A 19,580-nucleotide genomic window follows, 5' to 3' on the forward strand; every position below is an offset into this window, starting at 1 on the left:
CTTTTGCAACCATGTCAACCGGAAGCCTGCCTGAGCACACAATATAACACGACCTGAGATCTGCACCTTTCATCAGGGCCATTCCGACTGCCTTATCAACCGTTGTATGCCGGCCCATATCCTCAACTCCGGATATTACGTTTCCGTCAGAGTCCATAATAAGACTGCAATGCATGCCACCGGTTCTCTTCCAGATGACTGAGTATTCATGTACATGATTCATTGACTGAAAAATGGTCTCCCCTTTCAGTATCAGGCCATCATCCAAAGGAGGGAATATTCCATCCGGAAGCAGATCACGACAGGACCCTCCTGAGCTGTTCCTGGAAAATGATCCAAGAACAGAATTAACAGATGTTTTTGTGATAATATCGATATGTGGAAGATGAATGGCAATTTTTTCTATCGCATCCGGTGAACGAATATATCCCTCACAGATAAGATAGCCAAGAGCAAACGGTTCAAGATCCATTGGGGTTATCGAGAGATCACCGATTACTGCTCCGTTTAATGTTATGATAGCTCGTGATTCAGTGCAAACCTCTGCCGTTTCCTGAGAGGTCGTGTTACCATGAACCTTGAGTACCATGTATCTCTTTGTTATGTCCGGAATATCGGTTTCATGTTGCTGTATCATGTACGTCACATTCTATTCATATGAATGGTAAGAATCACTGATGAGATACAATTACTAGACGGTATAAAGAAAAAAAGGTTAGCATTCATGGGCAATTTTGCATTAAAAACATGGAATAAAAAAATGTGCCAAACTGAAGTCAATGAAAACAGACACCGTGGGCGGATCTTTTTCCAGTCTAAAAGAAAGTGATCAATGCAGGAGAACTACACGAACCTGCACTGATACACATTCCTTTCAACCATTTCCCTGTTATTTTCGGTTTGATACATAAATCGTGGCTCTCATCCGGTGATGATACCACTGGCAATTCTCAAGCCAGGGATAATATAAACGCTTATATCAGGATTATCTCAATTATCACGACTTCCATCATAAGAGACGACTTATATACTATGAGCCATTTTGAATCAGACTGAACCCCTCCCTCTCATCAGGTATGTATGCATTGTAATTCACGAGCGTACACAGTATACATCCTTACTTTGTATAAAAGATGATAAGCCTTATGGATTTCCATGTTGTCGGATTGAGAGAATTTGATTGAATCCGGTATCAATTAAAAAATAAGACCTTCCAGACCGATATTAAGATTCATAAAACTATTTTATACACTCTCATCCCATCAGTAAAGAATATTCGTTGTTTTGCCGAGAACCGATGCAATAGGATGATTTGGTTGACAAATCATTCAGGAGCGAAAGAGAAGTGATCTATCAGTTCTGAAGAATACAATGGAAGATCCATGATTATGTTCATGGATCCTTAAAGGAGGAAAGGTATTGGTGACCGAAAACCGGCCTATTATGTGTGGTTTTACCCTTCCCGATTAACCCTGAGAGATCCCGATCCTTTAAGGGTCCATACTCATCCTACCGAGTAATAGGTCGGTATTCATGAGTCACATGTTAGTTACTGTTGATTACATATAATAGGTAAAATACCGGCGTCCTAATGCATCACTTATAAATATTAAAATAAAATTAATGCTAATTTAGGTAAAATGTAGATTTATTATCATTTATAAGGATTTTTTTAACCGGATCTCTACCTCTGTTCCTTTCCCAGGAACTTCGCTATGGATAGAGATACTCCCCCCGATAGCCTGGATCAGGCGTTTGGTTACCGACAAACCAAGACCTGCTGATGAACGATCATGACGGGATGGATCAGCTTTGAAAAACGGTTCAAATATTCTTTTCAATTCGTTTTGTGTCAATCCAATACCGGTATCTGTAATGTATATAGAGTGCCTTCTCCCTACTTTTCAATGCAGCAATCTCCCGCTTCAAAATTTCCCTGACACGGAATGGATTTGCATGCCATACTGGGGCACCTCTCTTTGGCACTTCCTTTGTCACAAACCCGTCTGCCTCAAGTTTTTGAAGATGTGATTCAACAGATCCCTGGAATGAATATGTAAACACATCTTTCATGAAATCCTTTATCTTCGGTTCTCTCACTCCATCAGGCGAACCTGAAATAAAGTATAATATATCCCGGCGGGTTAAATCACGTGATAATTCCCGCCATTCATTCCGGTTAGATACTTCGTCGTCTTCTGCCTTGGCCATATACGCATAATGAGATCGTTACAACAATATATTACTATGTGCAGAAGGGGAAATTGCATGACTAATTATTGCGTATTTCTCGATAATACTCTTTAATTGTAGTATATGTTGTCTAATTGAACCGTATTTGGCGATAAAAAACACTCGAATATCTTAATTATATCTCGGTATGCAGCAATAATATCAGATCTCACATTCAATTTTCAAGGGAATACCTGGATATTGGAAATAATCTTCCCATTTGGTAGAATATTGAGAAAACTGCTCAGGCTGCTGCATCAGATTCTCTGCCTGACAGTATTCAACTTACTACTGAAACACATCTCATTGAGGAGACCGGAGAGGAGAACATTATTGTGTATGCGGTCTCATTTGATGAAATCGGCGCCCTTCTGGCACAGGCATCAAAATATCCAAACCCTCAGAAAGTCCGGTGGATCGGGATGGATGCCATAGCTTTGACATCTCCAATACTTGAAAATGAAACCGATGCAGAATTTGCATATCAGACCAGGCTGACTGCCCTTGCATTCAATGTTGCCCTGCCACCCTCATCTGACTACTGGAGAGTGTTTGATGCAATTCAACAGGCTAAAGACGGAAAAATTCCTTGAATATATGAGATTCTCTATTATGATCTGACTCTTATGGCAGCATGGATCGTGCAGAACAACCCGGATAATCTGGAAAATATGCTGTATATCGCTGATAATTATGGAAGGTATTCCTATGCTGCAACAGGCTAGCTAAAACTGAACGAAACAGCGATCGGGAGTATGGTGATTATTACTTTTACCAGATTGAAAAAACGGATGATGGGAGGTATTACTGGAAGCCGGTGTATGTTTACAAGTATGAAAGTGACTCAATATTTCCTCTTGAGGGAGTAGATAACACTTTTATGCAGCGATATTCAGCAATAGCGTGAAATACCCTTCCATTTTAATGATAAATGCCGATATCGTATTCTAAACCATGAATGATTACTCATCTCCGTCATTTTTTCTCCCATCATTCATCTCCTTTTTCATGATTATAATGGGTATCATCAGCCGGATCGACCATATCATACATACTTTGTTTGTGCACAACCAATTCCGGTCATATTCTGTTTCGAATTGTATGATGAAAACATGGCTTCACTCTCATTATGGAGTAAAAATATGAACTGTAATATCCATCATACTATACAGGATATACCATGACTCAGTGTGCCTGCTGTGGAACAGATATCCCTCCGGAGAGTGCATTCTGCCAGGAGTGTGGAAAACCCGTGTCGTCAGCAGAATCATCATCGCAGGACTCGCTCGTCTGGACCGCTCAGATGCCAGTGATCACCAGTTCAGTCGTCATTACACAATTGGGAATGGTTCTTGGTGCCGGATTTCTCGTGGTCTTTGTCATCATCCTCCTCACCGGTCCGGAGGCAGCGATATCAACAATACCCATTCTTTTTGCCATATGGCTCTTTTTATACGGTCTCTCCCTTGGCATTGCTGCAATATATCAGAAAGCAACAAAGGGAGGGCCTGAAGCAGTCTTCGCAGTAACCCCGGAAGGAATCGGGTATGCAGCCGGTGATGCCATGAAGATAATGAACCGGCTGACTGCCATTGGGTCACTCGCAGGTGGATCGCTCACTGGTGCGGGAGGAAGCCTGATAAACATCTCCCGTGAGTTGGATTCGATTACATGGGATGATATCAGGTCAATATCGTATCAGAACCGGGAACGGACGATTGTAATCTATCGCAAGAACCTGGTCTCTCCAATCATGCTGGCCTGCACCAAAGAGAACTTCAGCCAGGTAAAAAAGTTAATTGCCCGATATGCTCCAGCTGGAACAATGAAGGGATGATTATCCATTCCCCGTTATTCCCCATATATCAGCAGGAGAATAATTCGGGCAACAATATACCCAGTAAATCCAAGAATAAGTCCAATCCAGGTATCTTTCAAAACCAACGAGCCAAGCAGCATACCGATAAGCGCGATCAGACAAACCAAAAGATACCGGATGGTGGCCCATTGAATACTCACGTGCCATGAACCGCGAATCCCCATATTACCATACTGCAGCTGGACAGATATAATTCATCGAATAAAACGATGGGTATCTAAACCCAAAATTAATTTATCGAACTATCTTGGTTATTGGTATCTCCAGTATATCCTCTGCACCGGCCGCCTTGAGCTCAGGAATCAGGGTATTTACCTTACTCTTGAGCACCACCGTTTCAAGACTGAAATAATCGATGCCATGGAGCTTTGCAACCGTTGGTTTCTTCAATGCCGGAAGATTTGCAACTATTGAGTCAAGTACTCCGGCAGGTACATTCATCGAGAGGAGAACCTTATTTCTGGCATCAATAACACCCATAAGGAGGGTTACAATCTCTTCAATCTCCTTTCTTTTGACCGGATCCTCAAAGCTGGCCTTGTTTGCAATGATGGTTGTATATGACTCCATGATCTGCCCGATAATCTTAAGACCGTTCTTTCGCAGTGTCGTCCCGGTCTCGGTCAGGTCAACAACCACATCCATAAGGTCAGGAACTTTCGCCTCACTGGCGCCATAGGAGGGAAAGAGCCGAACAGGAATATTCAGTTTTTCAAAAAATTCTTTGGTTATTTTGGGATATTCCGTGGTGATACGACTATCAGGCCTGATTTCCTGCACGCATGAGATGGGTTCATCCTGATGGACAGCAACAACAATTTTGACTATACCCGGTCCTGTTTTACTGTAATTGAGCTGTGCCACCTCCTGCACCTGTGCTCCGGACTCATGAATCCAGTCAAGTCCAGATATACCCATATCAAAGTACCCCATCTCAATATAGGTTGGAATCTCCTGGGGTCGTAATATCTTGACTTTTCCTATCCGGGAATCATTAATCTGCGGGTTATAATCGCGGTCTGTCCTTCTTACTTCAAGATCGGCTTCCTTAAAAAGTTGCAGCGTCTGTTCCTCAAGGCTCCCTTTCGGAAGTGCCAGATTAATCATAGAACAATTAAAGGTCAGATATAAATTAAACCATGACGGTTTGTATCCGACGAGAGGATCGGCATCCAACAAGTCATATGAATGATGTGATGAATGAGTCTTTGTATGACAATGGTGTATCAATGATCCTCCGTGCAGTATCTTCGTGAATGAACAGGTTTAAAAAACATCCAATCAAACGGTTTTACAATAGTTGATATCATTTTCATAGGAAACGGGATAGCATGATTACGATTCATTTTGACGAAAAGGGCTTGGTTCCGGTTATAGCACAGGATTATTCAACAAAAGATGTACTGATGCTGGCATATGCCAACAAGGAGGCGATAGATCTGACTCAGTCTACCGGATATGCTCATTATTACAGCAGAAGCAGGAATAAACTCTGGAAAAAAGGAGAAGAGTCCGGACATCTTCAAAAAGTTCATGAAATTTTAGTAGATTGTGACGAAGATGCAGTCATCTATGTGGTGGACCAGCTCACCGCAGCATGTCACACCGGATACCGGTCTTGCTTTTACCGAAGGCTTGACGGGACTGTTTCAGGAGAGCGGTTATTTGATCCGGCTGATGTGTATAAAAAGGAATGAAACATCTGTACAACTGGAAATCAATGGAATATAACGGAGAGATGTAATCATATATGGTATACAAAACAGGATATACCAGTGGATGAAAACCTTACAAGAAGATCCTGGACCGTTTTGATGAATCCGGATAAACCAACAACTCTCGGGTACATTGATCAATAATGCGGGTTGCGAGTATAGAGTTATATTGTAACGGCATAAATAATAAAAGGCATCCCGATTCTGCTATGCATAAATGCATAACAGAAACATTTGAGGTCAGGTACATCTGATAGATACTATTCACGAGAGGATCGCTAAAAACCCCCTTCCAAAAAATGGGATAAGTACGGTATAAACCTTCGAACAGGAAAGATGGGTTTTTCGCTATCTTCTGTCATCAGAATACCGCACCATTCCGGTACATCATCACCCAGCAGGAATAAAAATCACCATATCTCCTTCCCGTCGAAGTTGACCACGACTGATAAGAAGATTAATTCCCTGATCAATTCTTTCCTGAAGCACTGAGTTCATACGTTTTATGCCAAAAACAGATCCGATGGCACGGCTCAGGACGCTGATACTGAGAGAGCGTTTCTGCTTGATCAGATGAATCATTGCGTTACAATACTCATGAACTGATATCTCATACGCTTTCCGCTGCCAGGGATCACCGGGCGGATGAGAGCGGAAGGTTACATATTCCACAAATGCCTGATGATCTGACCAGAAAAAGATCTGGTCTCCTTCTGTTTCATAATGGAAAGAGAGCGAATTGAGAAGGGATTTTATTTTTTCTTTTACCGGGGATGTTTTCCGGGTTATCCGCCAGTGGGGAAGAAGCCTCGACAGACAGATATCAAAAGAAACAGGACCCTCTATCGAGACAATTTCTTGTAAAACACGGATGATCTCCTTGTCATGAGTTCCGGCCAGAAGATCATCCTTTGTTCCCAAAACCTCATTTCCAACGTAGGCAACGTAACAGATCTCAGGAAATTGTATCGGATGGGATATGTTCATATATGATTTCAGGGTTCCGTCAAAAGATTCGGAATCAGATCTCATACATGTCAGATCGCTGGATATATCACCTTCATTCCCATCATCAAGGAGAGCATCATCAGTCTCCTGATCACTCTCCAGATAACCCTCTTGTCCTTCGTCCTCCCCCGGGCAGTACACCATTGTCTCAGGTGCATACTCCTGACGCATCTCTTCGATGATCCGAATGATACGATTTCGTTCCTCCTCCGGATCGTCCCACCAGTCTGTACACCATACCCGGTGAATTATCCATCCAAGAGTAGAAAGAACAGATTCGGTGAGAATATCCCGATCACGGGCCGACTCTGCCTCCTTATATCCAGGCCCGTCACACAGAATACCAAGAATATATCGTCCCGGGATATCGGGATCAATGACTGCAATATCTATCCGGTATCCTCCGCATCCAACATTCATATGAACCTGATATCCTTGTGATTGCAGGGTCTTTGCAATCTCTGATTCAAGAGGTCTGACCTTGATCTCCACATCCCGCATACAAACTTCTGATATCGCTTTTGGACCTTTTTCAGCAAATTCGAGGAATGATTTGAGTAACAGGACACCCTTTTTGCGGGTTCGTGTCAGATCAATCTGATCAGGATTCAATGAGGAAAAGACGCAAATCTCTTTTCGTGCACGGGTGATCGCCACATTCAGGCGTCTCTCCCCCCCGTCACGGTTGAGAGGGCCAAAGTTTAGTGACACCTTTCCAGACTGGTCAGGGCCATACCCCACTGAGAAGAGGATGACATCACGTTCATCACCCTGAACATTCTCAAGATTTTTTATAAAAACCGCTTCAGGCCTGTTTTCATGAAAATATGGTTCAATATCCGGCCGTAGCCGTCGTTCTCTCTCCAGCAGTGACCGGATAAGATCCTGCTGCCGCTCATTGAAGGTAATAACCCCGATGGAATCTCCTGATGTGACCGGATCACGGAGCCGGCGGATAATCTCGCGTACCACGGCAAGAGCCTCTGCATGATTTGTCCTGGAATTACCCGAATCAAAGATCCCGTTTACATGGACAAGCGATATCGCCTTGCCGGTATATGCCGAGGGGAAGGTACGAAGCCGGTTTTGGTAAAAATGATAATTGCTAAACGCAATAAGGCTCTCATGTCTGCTCCGGTAATGCCATGAAAGGTGCATCTCAGGGATTCCTGACGCAATGCACTCGTCAAGAATGCTTTCCAGATCTACGGCAGACGTTCCGTATTCATCATCACTATCATTCACCCGTTTGAAGATGTTTGTCGGCGGGAGCTGTTTTGGATCGCCCACGATGATAGCTGCCCTCCCCCGTGCAATCGCCCCAATCGCATCAGAAACAGGAATTTGTGACGCTTCATCAAAGATTACCAGGTCAAATACAAAAGAATCAGGATCCAGGTATTGAGCAACAGAGATGGGGCTCATAAGCATGCAGGGCTTGATTTTTGTAAGAATAGATGGTATATTCTGAAAGAGTGAACGAAGCGGCATATTCCGCCGCGAAAGCTGTATCTGGTGCCGGAGAATGCCAAGCTCCTCTCGTTCGTTCGGATCCTGTCCCTGTGGGAGTCGTGCAAACAGGCGGGCTGATATCTCCTTTCTGGTCAGGGCTTCAAATGCTTCATCAGTCTCCCTGAACTTCTCAATGGAATCCTCAAATTTTGGACGATAAAAATCCCGGAGAACCGGATCCTGTTCACGAAGTCCGTCAACCCAGTGCTGGTAAAAACTCCGGCAGATGAGATCTTCAATCTCTGATGAGACAAGGTACCCATCTTCAAACCGTTGAATAATCTCAGAATACCCTTTTGATTCAGCTATTTTCCTGATTCTGTTCCACTGGCACCAGTTCTTGAGTTGTGATGTCTCCGATTCCCATTTTTTTACCGTTGCCAACTGGGCATTTAAAAGGTCAATCGTCGTTTGTTCCGGCCACAGCACCGCCGGATCGTAGTCAAGAAGTTCACTGAGAGATCTTCCTGCATCAGAATAATCATTCAGGGCTTTTTCAAAATCAATAAATTGTTGCTGAATAAATGGGCTCTCTGCTCCATTCTTCAAAAGCTCAGAGAGAGTACTCCAGCAGGTGACAAGGCGGGAATATTCATCCTCATTCACCGCGATATGTAACGCTGCAGTCTGAACTGATACTGCTGATTGGAGGAGGTCTTCACAGATATCCCAGTCCTCATCCTCCCCCCTCCAGTATCGGCCAAAGAGTGACACCGCACGAGAAGCATAGTCTGCAATGATCCTATCCAGATTCTGCATCCGTTTGATTCTGGGAAGATCCTGTGTGATCTCTTCAATGGAAGGCACTGCACACAGACAATAGTGCATCATATCCGACTGGATATCGCGAATCAATGCTCTCCGTTTTAAAAACCAGGCGGCATGTATGCCTGCTATCCTGCTTTCTAACGAGGAACAGTCAATCCTGCTGACCGAAGGATGGTATCGTCCTGCAAGCTCCGCCCTGATTTCACGTCGCTCCTTTCCAGCCTGAATAAACGTATGGATAGCTTCCCGCGTATGCGGATCACAAAGGCCACGAAGCAGATCAGCAGGAAAGAAGAATTTCTGAGCGATTAAAAGGTGATATATCGATACGATCTCATAAAGTATAGATGGGGGTGATCTCAGATGAATTCCAAGAATGTCGCAGAGTTTTGGGAATAGATCTAAGAGCCTCCCGAGTGCGAACCTGAAATTTCTAATACCTGCATCAACTGCTGTCTTCCACTTCACACTCCAGGAACTGCAATGCACCATCGCCCAGACATTCTCTTTGGGATGCACCATCTGACTGGTCACAATCTGGATATCATGAATAACGTCATGCATATCCCGAAGTGTCTCTGTGGTACATGCCGTAACATCCGGCCAGGAAAGCGGGATATACTGAACATGCCGGAGCGCAAGCAGACGGAGAAGGCCCTGATAGAAACTCTCACCAGTACTTCGCTCCGAGTGGAGGGCGTGGACATAGGAGTTCAGTTTCATCCGAAGATCAGCGAGGTATTCGGCATACAGATGAAAGTCCTGAGGAGAGATCTGTTCTTTCAGCTGGAGAGCCTCTTCAAACTGGCGCAGCACCTCGCGTTTATGGCTCTTGTTTGAATGAAGTTCAAGACAGAATGGTGCAAGACCCGACTCTTTGAGCCGGCTGTACACGACATCAAGAGCCACCCGTTTTTCAGCAACAAACAGGACCGTCTTTCCAAGAGCCATGCAATGAGCAATAATATTCGTAATAGTCTGTGACTTTCCTGTTCCGGGCGGACCATGAAGCACAAATGTCCGCCCTTCTCCGGCAGCAATGACGGCAGCAAGTTGTGATGAGTCGGCACCAACCGGACAGAAGATATCATCCGGTACATACGTATCATCAAGAGGTACGGCTGGACAGAATGACTCCTCCTTTGAAAGAGGGAACGATCGCGGATCAACAAGGGTTCGGATCAGGGGATGTTCCATGAATTGCTCCGCATGGGTATACAAATCCCTCCACATAAGATATTTCAGGAAGGTAAAGTGACCGATGATAGCAGTATTGAGAACCTCAAACCGGGGAAAATTCTTAAAAGCTTTCCTGAACTGATACAGGACAGCGGCCACATCAATCCCGTGATCATCCATGGGGAGAGGATCGATATGAGGAATCTCGATCTGAAAATCCTGGTACAATCGCTGTAAGAGAGTGGTATTCACCCGTGGCTCGTCATCCCCCATCCGGATAAAAAAACCTGATCGTACATCTTTGCGGGTAATTTCAAGAGGAATAAGCAGTATGGGGGCATAAAGGGGGATTGTGGATGAATCGCTCTCATACCATACCAGGGTTCCCAGTGCAAGGGAGAGGGTCTCTGCTCCACTCTCCTCACGGGACCTGGTCGCCTGATTATACAGAGATAAAAGCCTCTTACTCAGCTTTCGTTCAGATACATGACAATATAACCGATTCCGTGCTAATTCCTCAGTAAAAAATCCATACAGGGGATCATGGGGGAGAAGAGAAAAGGGGGGCTCATGTACAGGCTGATCAAAATGAAGGATCTGAAAGTTCCTCCCTCCATACACCGCATCCTTAAGGAGGGTAATATCAGGAGCAAGGAGGACAATAAAAGAAGCAGACCCTTGTACATTGAGCAGATGGTTTCGTAGCGAAAGGTCAAGCAGATTATGCATCCACCGTTCAATCCGGGGGTATACAGGCCGTTGTGACTCAGGGGGAATAACAGATTTGGATGAGTAGAGATCTGGAGGACGGCTGGTGCTGTAATCGAATCCCGGGCCCCCGAATGAGAGGGGTACCATGACGTCTCTTTCCCCTCTTTCGGAACAGGTCAATTCATCAGATACCTCATCCGGATGACATGGCCCATCTGGGAAGAGCGGGAGCGGAATAATATTGTATCTCCCGTTTCGCGATGTTCTGACGTCAATGACACAGCGAAATGCCGAATCACAGGCGATATACCTGCCTGCCCTCATCATTGACTCCTCAAAGGATACGGCAGTGTCAGAGGTTACCGTAACAACATCCAGAACCGCTATCTCATGCAATTCAACACGCTTCCTTACCGGAAGGCACTCATCAATGACCACATCAGGAAAGACATCATCGATGAGCCAGAATCCGGCGAAGGCATGTCCCTCTGTGATGCAGATAAGAGGATTTAGGCCTATCCTTTCAAGACATCCTGCATATAGAAGAGTAAGATCAAGGCAGTTTCCCATCCGGTACCGGTACAGGGAATCCGCCAGCCTTATTTTCTGCCCCTCTTTCTCAAAACCTGCTTCAGGTATTATATACCGTATCTTCTGATCCTGCAATGCACCATACACCGCCTGAGCCATCATGATGACCCGGTGTGTATCATGGGTCAGATATCCGGTTAAGGATGAGTCTCCGGTCAATGTGTACAGGATATCCTGTGCTCTTCGCACCAATGCTGACACCGCAGACGCATTCGGGGTAATAAATGCAGAGAGAAGTTCCGGGAGAGACCCAAGACCGCCCCATTGATCACAGGCAAGAACCCGGACAGGAAAAGACTGTCTGATCAGAGAAGTGCAATGATACGTGATTTCAATGGTAAGGATCCCATGAATCGGGGATGAAACCTCTCTGAAAAACTGATGGGAGAGGATGAGCGGGACGGTATGTATGGTGTATATCTCACCTGGTGCAAGCCGGGGTATTATGGTTTCAAACCGGTCTGAAAAGAGCGGATCAGATGTGATTGAAAGGTGAAGATGAATGTAGGAATAGTCAGACCGGTTCTCAACCTGTAACCGCTTGATAACCGGGATACGGTTCTGTTGGACGGCATAGCTGATCGCCGGATCATACTCAAGGATCAAAGACAGGGGTGACAGTCCGGCAGGTACAGGCTCTCTGTCTGGCAGGAACTCCTCATTCATTACCATAGTACCGTTCCGTTCATTTCTGTATGATCTGCGTATGATCCACGATCCGGGTAGTCAACGGTTGTATTGCTGTCTTCTCTGTTGCTGGAATGTATATTTTCGAACATTATCAGAGATTGACCGATAATTGAGAATATAAGAGAGAAATAGTCCCCTGCACGGGGATTTTTGTGTCAGGTGGGAGAATGTGGTGAACAGGAGTTCATATGATGGATGGTAGGGTATGCAGGGGATAATAGTAGTATTCATAAAAAACTATATGAATATACGTTTATGAACATGTTGAGCATTATGAACATTTTGAACATTAACCATAAACGGGGGATATTATGACTCCTGCCTCTGAAAGGCTTGAGGAACTCGTCCATATCATCCCCATCGGGTATGAGATTGACCGGGTGGTAACACCATTTCAAGAGATAAAAGCTCACCGGGTTCATCTCATATCAATGGATGATCTGTCAAAATATGATAATCCGGATGAACATGCCCTGACCTTCCGGCAGCACGGGTTTGATGAGCGAAATCGTGATATATTGGAACGAAAAGGGATTGAAGTGGTATTGCACCGGATTGACATGTTTGATATCATTGAAGTGATGAAAACCATTTCAACCCTTATCGTACGGGAAAAGAGGGAAGGAAACCGGGTCTACGTGAATATGTCTGCCTGTGGGAAGATAGCATGTGTCGGTGCGACACTTGCTGCCATGATACATAACGTCAGGCTGTACTATGTCAGGGCCAGCCGGTACTCATCCACGGAACAAGAACAGGATGAACACGGACTTTCCATATGTGATTCAGTAAAGGTCTGGCAGCTGGAGAATTTCAGGTTCGCCCTGCCTGATGAATCATCACTCCTGCTTTTAAACCACATGGCTAAATGCAATGAGGAACTCTCATGTGATGATCTCATCCGGTACCTCAACTCGATGAAGGTCGAAGGATTTGAAGAGGATTACTGGAATTATGCATATGAGAAACGAAGAAAAGTGCAGACAAAGTACCTGATGAAATTACAGAACCGGTACCTGAATAAACTGGATGATGCAGGATATATTAAAAGGAAAAAAGTAGGGAGAAACACCATGGTAAAACTGACAAAGACCGGGAGGTATGTTGCAGCAGTGAGCGGTATGGATGAGGATACTATGGAACGGCTTCAATCTCACTGACACATTTTTCCTCTGTCAGCACATATCTGCCTGACTGCCTTTCTCCCGTATCGTACCGCACCTAGAATGCCTCCTCCTGTCACTACCCGACCGGCGGGAAAAAACAGAAAGACCAGGGAGATTCTGCGGTAACTCAAGGAAGAACGAATCTGGTGTTACCTGCCATCCCTTCTCTGATAATCAGAACTGACAAAACCATATGGTACAGGAATAGGCGATAATTGATGATAGTGACTGTGATGCAACCTGCAACCAATGGAGGGATTTTTTGTCCATACCTACCGATACAGACGTAATCACACATGGCTCATGTCATCAAAACAACGGATAATTATATGATAAGAATGGCCTCTCCTTAAAAAATGGTACATCATAGGTTGTATCTGACCTGGTAAATAACCCCGTTCAAATCATCAGAAATAAGCATCGAACCGTCAGGAATAATCTCAAGATCAACCGGTCTTCCATAAACCTTTCCATCCTTGAGCCATCCTTCGATAAAGGGCTCATATGATAAGGCAGTTCCATTATGTATCCTGACCTCGGTAATTCTATAGCCAATCGGTTCTTTTCTATTCCATGATCCATGCTCAGCGATAAAGATCGATCCAGCATGGATATCAGGAAACATCCTCCCCGTATAAAACCGCATACCAAGAGACGCAACATGCGGTCCAAGTTCCTGTGCTGGAGGGGTACAGTTCATGCATTTATTCGGAGCCAGTGATCCGAATTCAGGATCATCAATTTCCGTCCCATGGCGATACGGATACCCAAAGAACATTCCTTTCTTTGGTGCATGATTGAGTTCATCAGGAGGAATATCATCACCAAGCATATCCCTGCCATTATCTGTGAACCAGAGATCTCCAGTCTGGGGATCCCAGTCAAAACCCACCGTATTCCGAATACCATGTGCATACATTTCAAGGCCGGTCCCGTCCGGATTCATCCGGTAAAGGGCAGCATACCGTTCATCTGGAGGAATACAGATATTACAGGGCGCTCCAACCGGAACATAGAGCATACCATCCGGACCAAACCGGATAAATTTCCATCCATGAGCAGGATCAGAGGGGAATGCGGTACTTATCACCACAGGTTCAGGAATGAAAGGGAGAGTAGAGAGAATGCCGGGATATTTAAGAATGCGGTTGATCTCAGCAACATAGAGATCACCATCCAAAAGAGCAACTCCGTTTGGGGCATTCAGACCTGTTGCGACTGGAATGACTGTCTCTCCAAATCCATCAGAATTCGTGTCACGGACGGCATAAACCGAATCGCCCCTCGTACCGACAAAGAGTGTTCCATCTGGACTATACGCAAGTGATCGGGCACCCGGAATACCTGAGCTATATACCGATATAGAAAATCCGGGTGGAAGCAGGATCTGTGACAAAATATTATCAAATGAAGAATTATGCGGAGAATAACCGGATTTTTCTGAATTCTGAAGAGGAGGGAGAGAACCAGAAGAACTCATGTACCCAGAAAGTGATATGAGTACGAAACACAGGATAAAAAATCCTGCTAATGCCATGATCTGAATTATCCGTTCGCGAGAAAGAACAGGCATACTTCACAATCGCAGGGATGGGTAATGAACATATTGGTTATGGCTGAATGTGAAAGCCGGGGGCCAGATTCGGGCTAAAAAATTTTAAGCAAAAAATTGTAAATTTACCGGTTATTCAGATCATTGTGGTCTTCCAAAAGAGAAGCGGATGATATTCTTTGGACAGACATCAATACACGCACCGCACAGAATACATTCAGCCTGTTCCATCCGGTTTTGTTCCACCATGGAGAGGACATCAAGCGACTGGGAACATTCCCTTGTGCATCGTCCGCAACGGATGCAGTCTTCAGAATCGGCAACGAGTTGGATTGCAGGAAGACCGGCCATATTCCTTATCTTCCTGCCAACGATCATAAGAACTGATATAGGACAGAACAGATGACACATTCCTCTTCTTCCAATAAGCAGTGCAATACCTGTGATAAGAAAGAGGATCACAATGAACACGGTCAGTTCTACTGGCCCGGTAACTGAGAGTCCGTTTGTGGTTCGATAAAAAGGCTCAACTGAGGAAATACCCCCTGCACGTATGAATAGCCCAAATATCGTGATAAGCCAGAGGACAAAGAGTCCATATCTGAACCGGTTTATCCAGGGGTTTGTCACCCGCTTTTCCTGCACTTTTCGGGCAAGATCCTGAAGAGAGCCAAAAGGACAGATCCAACCACACCATAATCTTCCCCCGATTATGGAAAAAATGAAGATGATGGTGAATAAAATGGCACTTCCGGTAACAATTCCTGATTTTGCTCCTTCGATAATGAGCACCGGTGAGAGATAAAAGAAAGTGGCCGGAAGGAGCAGCAGTGAGAGTAAAAGGATCAGACGTCTGAGCTTTTGCTGGTTCATAGATCACCTTTTTTATCATTACATCATGATTTTTTACTCTATAACCGTATATCGCTGGATATAGGTGACATCGGTATCCGACGGGGGTTCCCAGGACCGGCGGTACACCCCAGTAAAGGTCTGGTTACCAGGAGCTGTCGCTTCAAGGATCCACTCATGCTCCCCTCCGGCTCCGACAATCCGCTTATTATCAGGGCCGATAAAGGTATCATTCACGATTTTAAGTCCGTCACTTACGGATACATTCCAGGTATAGCCGGTTGTCGGGTTTTCCTTCAATGATACCGTAGTCTGCTCTCCGATCTTCAGAAGGACAGGAGGCTCTTGATCAGTCTTTTTCTGGAGCACGGCTATCTCCTCTTCAAAAGAAAGCGGGATATCAGGTTCAGATTCGGCATTTGTCTCTGATGGGACCGGAGTATTATCGGGCGTAATGGGATTTTCCACCGGACTGTTGGTTGTTCCGGTACATCCACAGAGACACACCGCCCCGGTCAGAAGCAGGATGATGAAAACATACGGATTCATACAATACATTCACGCCAGGAAGAGCAAAAATCTGTCGGTATCAGTGAGAGAAGGAGAATATGGTAAAGCAAGGAAGAGTAACTCTCCATCCGATATCTGAAGGATACACATACTATCATAAATATATGTCGATCGCAGTAGAAATTATTTATTATGGTTCGGTGGTAATCCATTATGAATGACCGAGAGAAGTAACAGCAGGATAGATTCTGATATCCTGCAGACTCTCCTTGACCAGAACCCGGTTGCAATGGCCCAATTTGACACCCAGTTTCTTTTTTTATACGCAAATCAGGCATTTTGTGATCTCTCCGGAATCCCTTTTGAAAAGGTTGTCGGGACCAGAATTGCCGACCTGAAAATATTAAAACTGGAGGGGGAAGGATCCAAAGCCGCCATCGAACAGAAACGAAGAGGGAAGGCACGGATAGAGGTTGAATTTCCATCCGGTTTCAAAATCCTGAATGCATATACCATCCCGGTTCTGGACGCACAAAAAAATGTCATATCAGCTCTCGGAGTGTATACGGATATTACTGCAGAAGAGTGGGAAAAACTGAAAACTAACCAGATAATTGAGAATAACCCAATCCCATTTCTGCTTTTAAAGACTGACCTGACCATTGAGGGAACTAATGAGTCCTTCATAAAATTGACCGGTTATACCAGGGAACAACTATTAAGAATGAATTTAGCCGATTTTAAAATCCTGAAACTGGAGGGTAATTCGGCACGGGATTGCATTACATCTAAAAAAGAAGCAATCAGTGATGCGCTTATTGAGTTTCCATCAGGGAAGAAGAATATCAGACTCTACTCAATCCCGCTTCTTAATGAGAAAAATGAGGTGAACTCAGCTCTTATCACCTGTGTTGACCTGACCCCCCAGAAGCGGCTCGCAGAATATCAGCAGACAGAAGTTGAACGGCTGGCACAAAACCTTCAGAATCTGGCGAACGGGATTCTGAACTTTGATCTCTCAACCGGCCAGGCTGATGAGTATACCCAGAAAGCCCAATCGCAATTTACCGTTATCCAGGAGAATCTCAAAGCTGCCGGGAGTAATCTGACTGGTGTCACACAAGAGATGGAACGACTTATCCGGGAAATTACAGCAGGCAATCTTAAATTCAGAGGTGAAGCGGAGAGATTTGCCGGAACATATAAAGAGATCATAGCAGGTCTGAATCAGCTCATTAAGTCGGTTGAGGTCCCGGTTTCTGCCTCCATCGCCCTCTCCGGTGAGTATGCAAAGGGGAACTTCGCTGCAGAACCACCAAATATCAAGGTTGAGGGAGATTTCCTGATATTAAAGGAGGCATTGATGAATATCGGGGTTCAGGTCTCTGCCGTGCTAAGAGAGATCGACCGTGAGATGGAAGAACTTACGAGCCGTGCCGAGGAAGCGAATGCCGGAGTAAAAGACGTTGCAGAAGGATCGGCTATGGTTGCAAAGAATGCTGCAGATGTGGGAAGCCAGAGTGAACGGGGAAAGCAGAATATCGACCAGGTTCTCCGGGCAATGATGGATCTCTCTGCAAATGTGGAAGAGGTTGCTTCAAGTACAGAATCAGTCAGCAGGGTTACCCATGATACCGATGAACTCTCAAAGAAAGGAGTTGAACTCGCTCATAATGCAGAAACCGGGATGAAGGGTATCATGGCATCATCAAATGAGGTGGAACGGATCATCACCGAAATCAAGGGTGAGATGGCACAGATAGGAAAGATCGTGAATGTTATCACGGACATCGCAAGTCAGACCAACCTCCTTGCGTTGAACGCTGCCATAGAAGCGGCTCGTGCCGGTGAAGCAGGACGGGGATTTGCCGTTGTTGCGAGTGAAGTCAAAGCCCTGGCACTTGAGTCCCGGCGTTCAGCAGAAAATATCGCTGAGATGATAACAAGCCTGCAGAAGAAGTCTGATGAAGCAGCAAATGCAATGGAACAGGCAGAGAATGCCGTATTACAAGGAAACGGGGCAGTTCTTGAAACCCTGAATATTTTCGATCAGATCGTTTTATCGATCGGACAGATTGCCAGGAACATGGATGATGTATCAAAGACGACCGAACAGCAGGCCGCGTCTGTCGAGGAGATTACCGCAAGTGTTCATGAGGTGAACAACCTGGTCGGGGAGATAGCAACCGAAGCCTTGTCAGCGGCATCTGCTGCCGAGCAGAGTTCGGCCGGGACCAGTCAGATTGTGACCGTGGTAGAGGATCTGAATAAAATAATTACTGAAGTTTCCAAAGCAATCGGGAAATTCCATTACAAATAAAAAATTAAAAATTTTTGGTCAGAGTAAACTTATTGTAGTCTGTTCCATACTCCCAAAACCGCTACTGGTAGTCGTCATAACTGTAGTGACCATCTGAATCATTTTCCCCAGCGAATTATACCAATATTCGACAGAATAATCATACCCGTTCGTTTTGGTGACTACTATCCCTTCATAATCATTTTTGGTAATACTGCTTATTATCCCGGTATCAGGATCCTGATCAAAGGTTCCGGTTCCAAGACCCTCTACCTCCGGAGGAATGAAAACCCCACCGATATGAGCCATTCCGGATACGGTACTGGTCGAACTCTGGGAAGTGAGAGTATCCTGGGAGACGGTAGTCACCACAACCGGAACAAATCGATCGGATTTTGCCCCGAATGTGAATGAACTGCTTCTGGGAAACTGGGATGGAGCACCGATCATTCCGTCTACGGTGATAGCTTTTACCCCGGAATAGGAAAGAGTAAGCCCGTTTGTCACCCACGAGGGCATGGAACCACTCACCCAGGGAACCTGGACTGTCCGGGTATTACGGAGAGCATATGTGGAAAAACTCCCTGACTGGCGTTGATACTGTTCCCCTCCATCCTGAAACCATGCGTCATTCCTGATATCAGATTTATGATACAGAAGCATACCTGTCTTCAGGTCATATATCATTGTCAGAACGCCGCCGCTGGTAGAAGAGGAATCAAACTTTATTGCATTATATGACGTTCCTCCAGTTGAATACGGGACACGGGTGACGGCAAAGGTCTGTGTTGACTGATCCGGAACAGCAGCGATAACATCGGGGTTTACCCAGAACGGACCACAACCGGCAGGGTAAACACTTCCGTGACTATGAACCAGGTGCATAGTATCATACGGGGGCTTGGGAGCATATGAG

15 protein-coding genes are annotated in these 19,580 nt (G+C 45.1%); 5 read left to right on the forward strand and 10 right to left on the reverse strand.

Annotation, left to right across the window (positions count from 1 at the left end):
- The 3 genes from PLA23_RS01810 to PLA23_RS01820 all read right to left on the reverse strand — a co-directional run.
- Window positions 1-637, reverse strand: a 637-nt coding sequence (locus PLA23_RS01810; RefSeq protein WP_324473759.1) for a formate dehydrogenase accessory sulfurtransferase FdhD, incomplete at its 3' end; no start/stop codon positions are given.
- 1,021 nt (window positions 638-1,658) lie between these two features.
- Window positions 1,659-1,841 (reverse strand): sensor histidine kinase, encoded by a 183-nt coding sequence (locus PLA23_RS01815; protein WP_324327682.1) that lies wholly within the window; start codon window positions 1,839-1,841, stop codon window positions 1,659-1,661.
- Complete coding sequence (locus tag PLA23_RS01820) at window positions 1,825-2,211, reverse strand: hypothetical protein (protein ID WP_324327680.1); 387 nt, start codon at window positions 2,209-2,211, stop codon at window positions 1,825-1,827. Before PLA23_RS01820 ends, PLA23_RS01815 begins: the two co-directional genes overlap by 17 nt.
- A gap of 356 nt (window positions 2,212-2,567) precedes the next feature.
- Between PLA23_RS01820 and PLA23_RS01825 the strand changes: the two genes are divergently transcribed.
- Both PLA23_RS01825 and PLA23_RS01830 read left to right on the forward strand, forming a co-directional pair.
- Window positions 2,568-2,825, forward strand: a complete 258-nt coding sequence (locus PLA23_RS01825; protein WP_324473761.1) for a hypothetical protein — start codon at window positions 2,568-2,570, stop codon at window positions 2,823-2,825.
- Window positions 2,826-3,412: 587 nt separating this feature from the next.
- Window positions 3,413-4,069 (forward strand): hypothetical protein, encoded by a 657-nt coding sequence (locus PLA23_RS01830; RefSeq protein ID WP_324327676.1) that lies wholly within the window; start codon window positions 3,413-3,415, stop codon window positions 4,067-4,069.
- Between the two features lie 14 nt (window positions 4,070-4,083).
- On the opposite strand, the gene PLA23_RS01835 is transcribed toward PLA23_RS01830, so the two are convergent.
- Window positions 4,084-4,275 carry a hypothetical protein gene (locus PLA23_RS01835; RefSeq protein ID WP_324327674.1) on the reverse strand — a complete coding sequence of 64 codons (192 nt, stop codon included), beginning with the start codon at window positions 4,273-4,275 and terminating at the stop codon, window positions 4,084-4,086.
- Between the two features lie 70 nt (window positions 4,276-4,345).
- Window positions 4,346-5,287: an ATP phosphoribosyltransferase gene (gene hisG / locus PLA23_RS01840; protein WP_324473763.1), complete on the reverse strand. Its 942-nt coding sequence runs from the start codon at window positions 5,285-5,287 to the stop codon at window positions 4,346-4,348.
- 158 nt (window positions 5,288-5,445) lie between these two features.
- Here hisG and hisI point away from each other — a divergent pair, with 158 nt between their 5' ends.
- Window positions 5,446-5,808, forward strand: a complete 363-nt coding sequence (hisI, locus tag PLA23_RS01845) for a phosphoribosyl-AMP cyclohydrolase (RefSeq protein ID WP_324327764.1) — start codon at window positions 5,446-5,448, stop codon at window positions 5,806-5,808.
- Window positions 5,809-6,216: 408 nt separating this feature from the next.
- Here hisI and proA read toward each other — a convergent pair whose 3' ends face one another.
- On the reverse strand, window positions 6,217-12,267 hold the full coding sequence (proA, locus tag PLA23_RS01850; protein ID WP_324473765.1) for an anti-phage protein ProA: 6,051 nt from the start codon (window positions 12,265-12,267) through the stop codon (window positions 6,217-6,219).
- Between the two features lie 329 nt (window positions 12,268-12,596).
- Here proA and PLA23_RS01855 point away from each other — a divergent pair, with 329 nt between their 5' ends.
- Window positions 12,597-13,445, forward strand: a complete 849-nt coding sequence (locus PLA23_RS01855) for an HFX_2341 family transcriptional regulator domain-containing protein (protein WP_324328609.1) — start codon at window positions 12,597-12,599, stop codon at window positions 13,443-13,445.
- Window positions 13,446-13,815: 370 nt separating this feature from the next.
- Here the strand turns inward: PLA23_RS01855 and PLA23_RS01860 are convergent, their stop codons facing one another.
- The 3 genes from PLA23_RS01860 to PLA23_RS01870 form a co-directional block, all read right to left on the reverse strand.
- Window positions 13,816-15,024: a PQQ-dependent sugar dehydrogenase gene (locus PLA23_RS01860; RefSeq protein ID WP_324328611.1), complete on the reverse strand. Its 1,209-nt coding sequence runs from the start codon at window positions 15,022-15,024 to the stop codon at window positions 13,816-13,818.
- 120 nt (window positions 15,025-15,144) lie between these two features.
- The gene (locus PLA23_RS01865) at window positions 15,145-15,876 is read right to left on the reverse strand and encodes a 4Fe-4S binding protein (protein WP_324328613.1); all 732 of its coding nucleotides are present in this window, start codon (window positions 15,874-15,876) and stop codon (window positions 15,145-15,147) included.
- 33 nt (window positions 15,877-15,909) lie between these two features.
- Complete coding sequence (locus tag PLA23_RS01870; RefSeq protein ID WP_324328616.1) at window positions 15,910-16,404, reverse strand: protease inhibitor I42 family protein; 495 nt, start codon at window positions 16,402-16,404, stop codon at window positions 15,910-15,912.
- A gap of 178 nt (window positions 16,405-16,582) precedes the next feature.
- Here PLA23_RS01870 and PLA23_RS01875 point away from each other — a divergent pair, with 178 nt between their 5' ends.
- Window positions 16,583-18,685, forward strand: a complete 2,103-nt coding sequence (locus PLA23_RS01875) for a methyl-accepting chemotaxis protein (RefSeq protein WP_324473767.1) — start codon at window positions 16,583-16,585, stop codon at window positions 18,683-18,685.
- An 18-nt stretch (window positions 18,686-18,703) separates the two neighbouring features.
- On the opposite strand, the gene PLA23_RS01880 is transcribed toward PLA23_RS01875, so the two are convergent.
- The coding region (locus PLA23_RS01880; RefSeq protein WP_324473769.1) for a hypothetical protein at window positions 18,704-19,580 on the reverse strand (877 nt) is incomplete at its 5' end.

It is taken from the genome of Methanospirillum sp. (assembly GCF_035406105.1).
In the GTDB taxonomy this organism is placed as follows: domain Archaea; phylum Halobacteriota; class Methanomicrobia; order Methanomicrobiales; family Methanospirillaceae; genus Methanospirillum.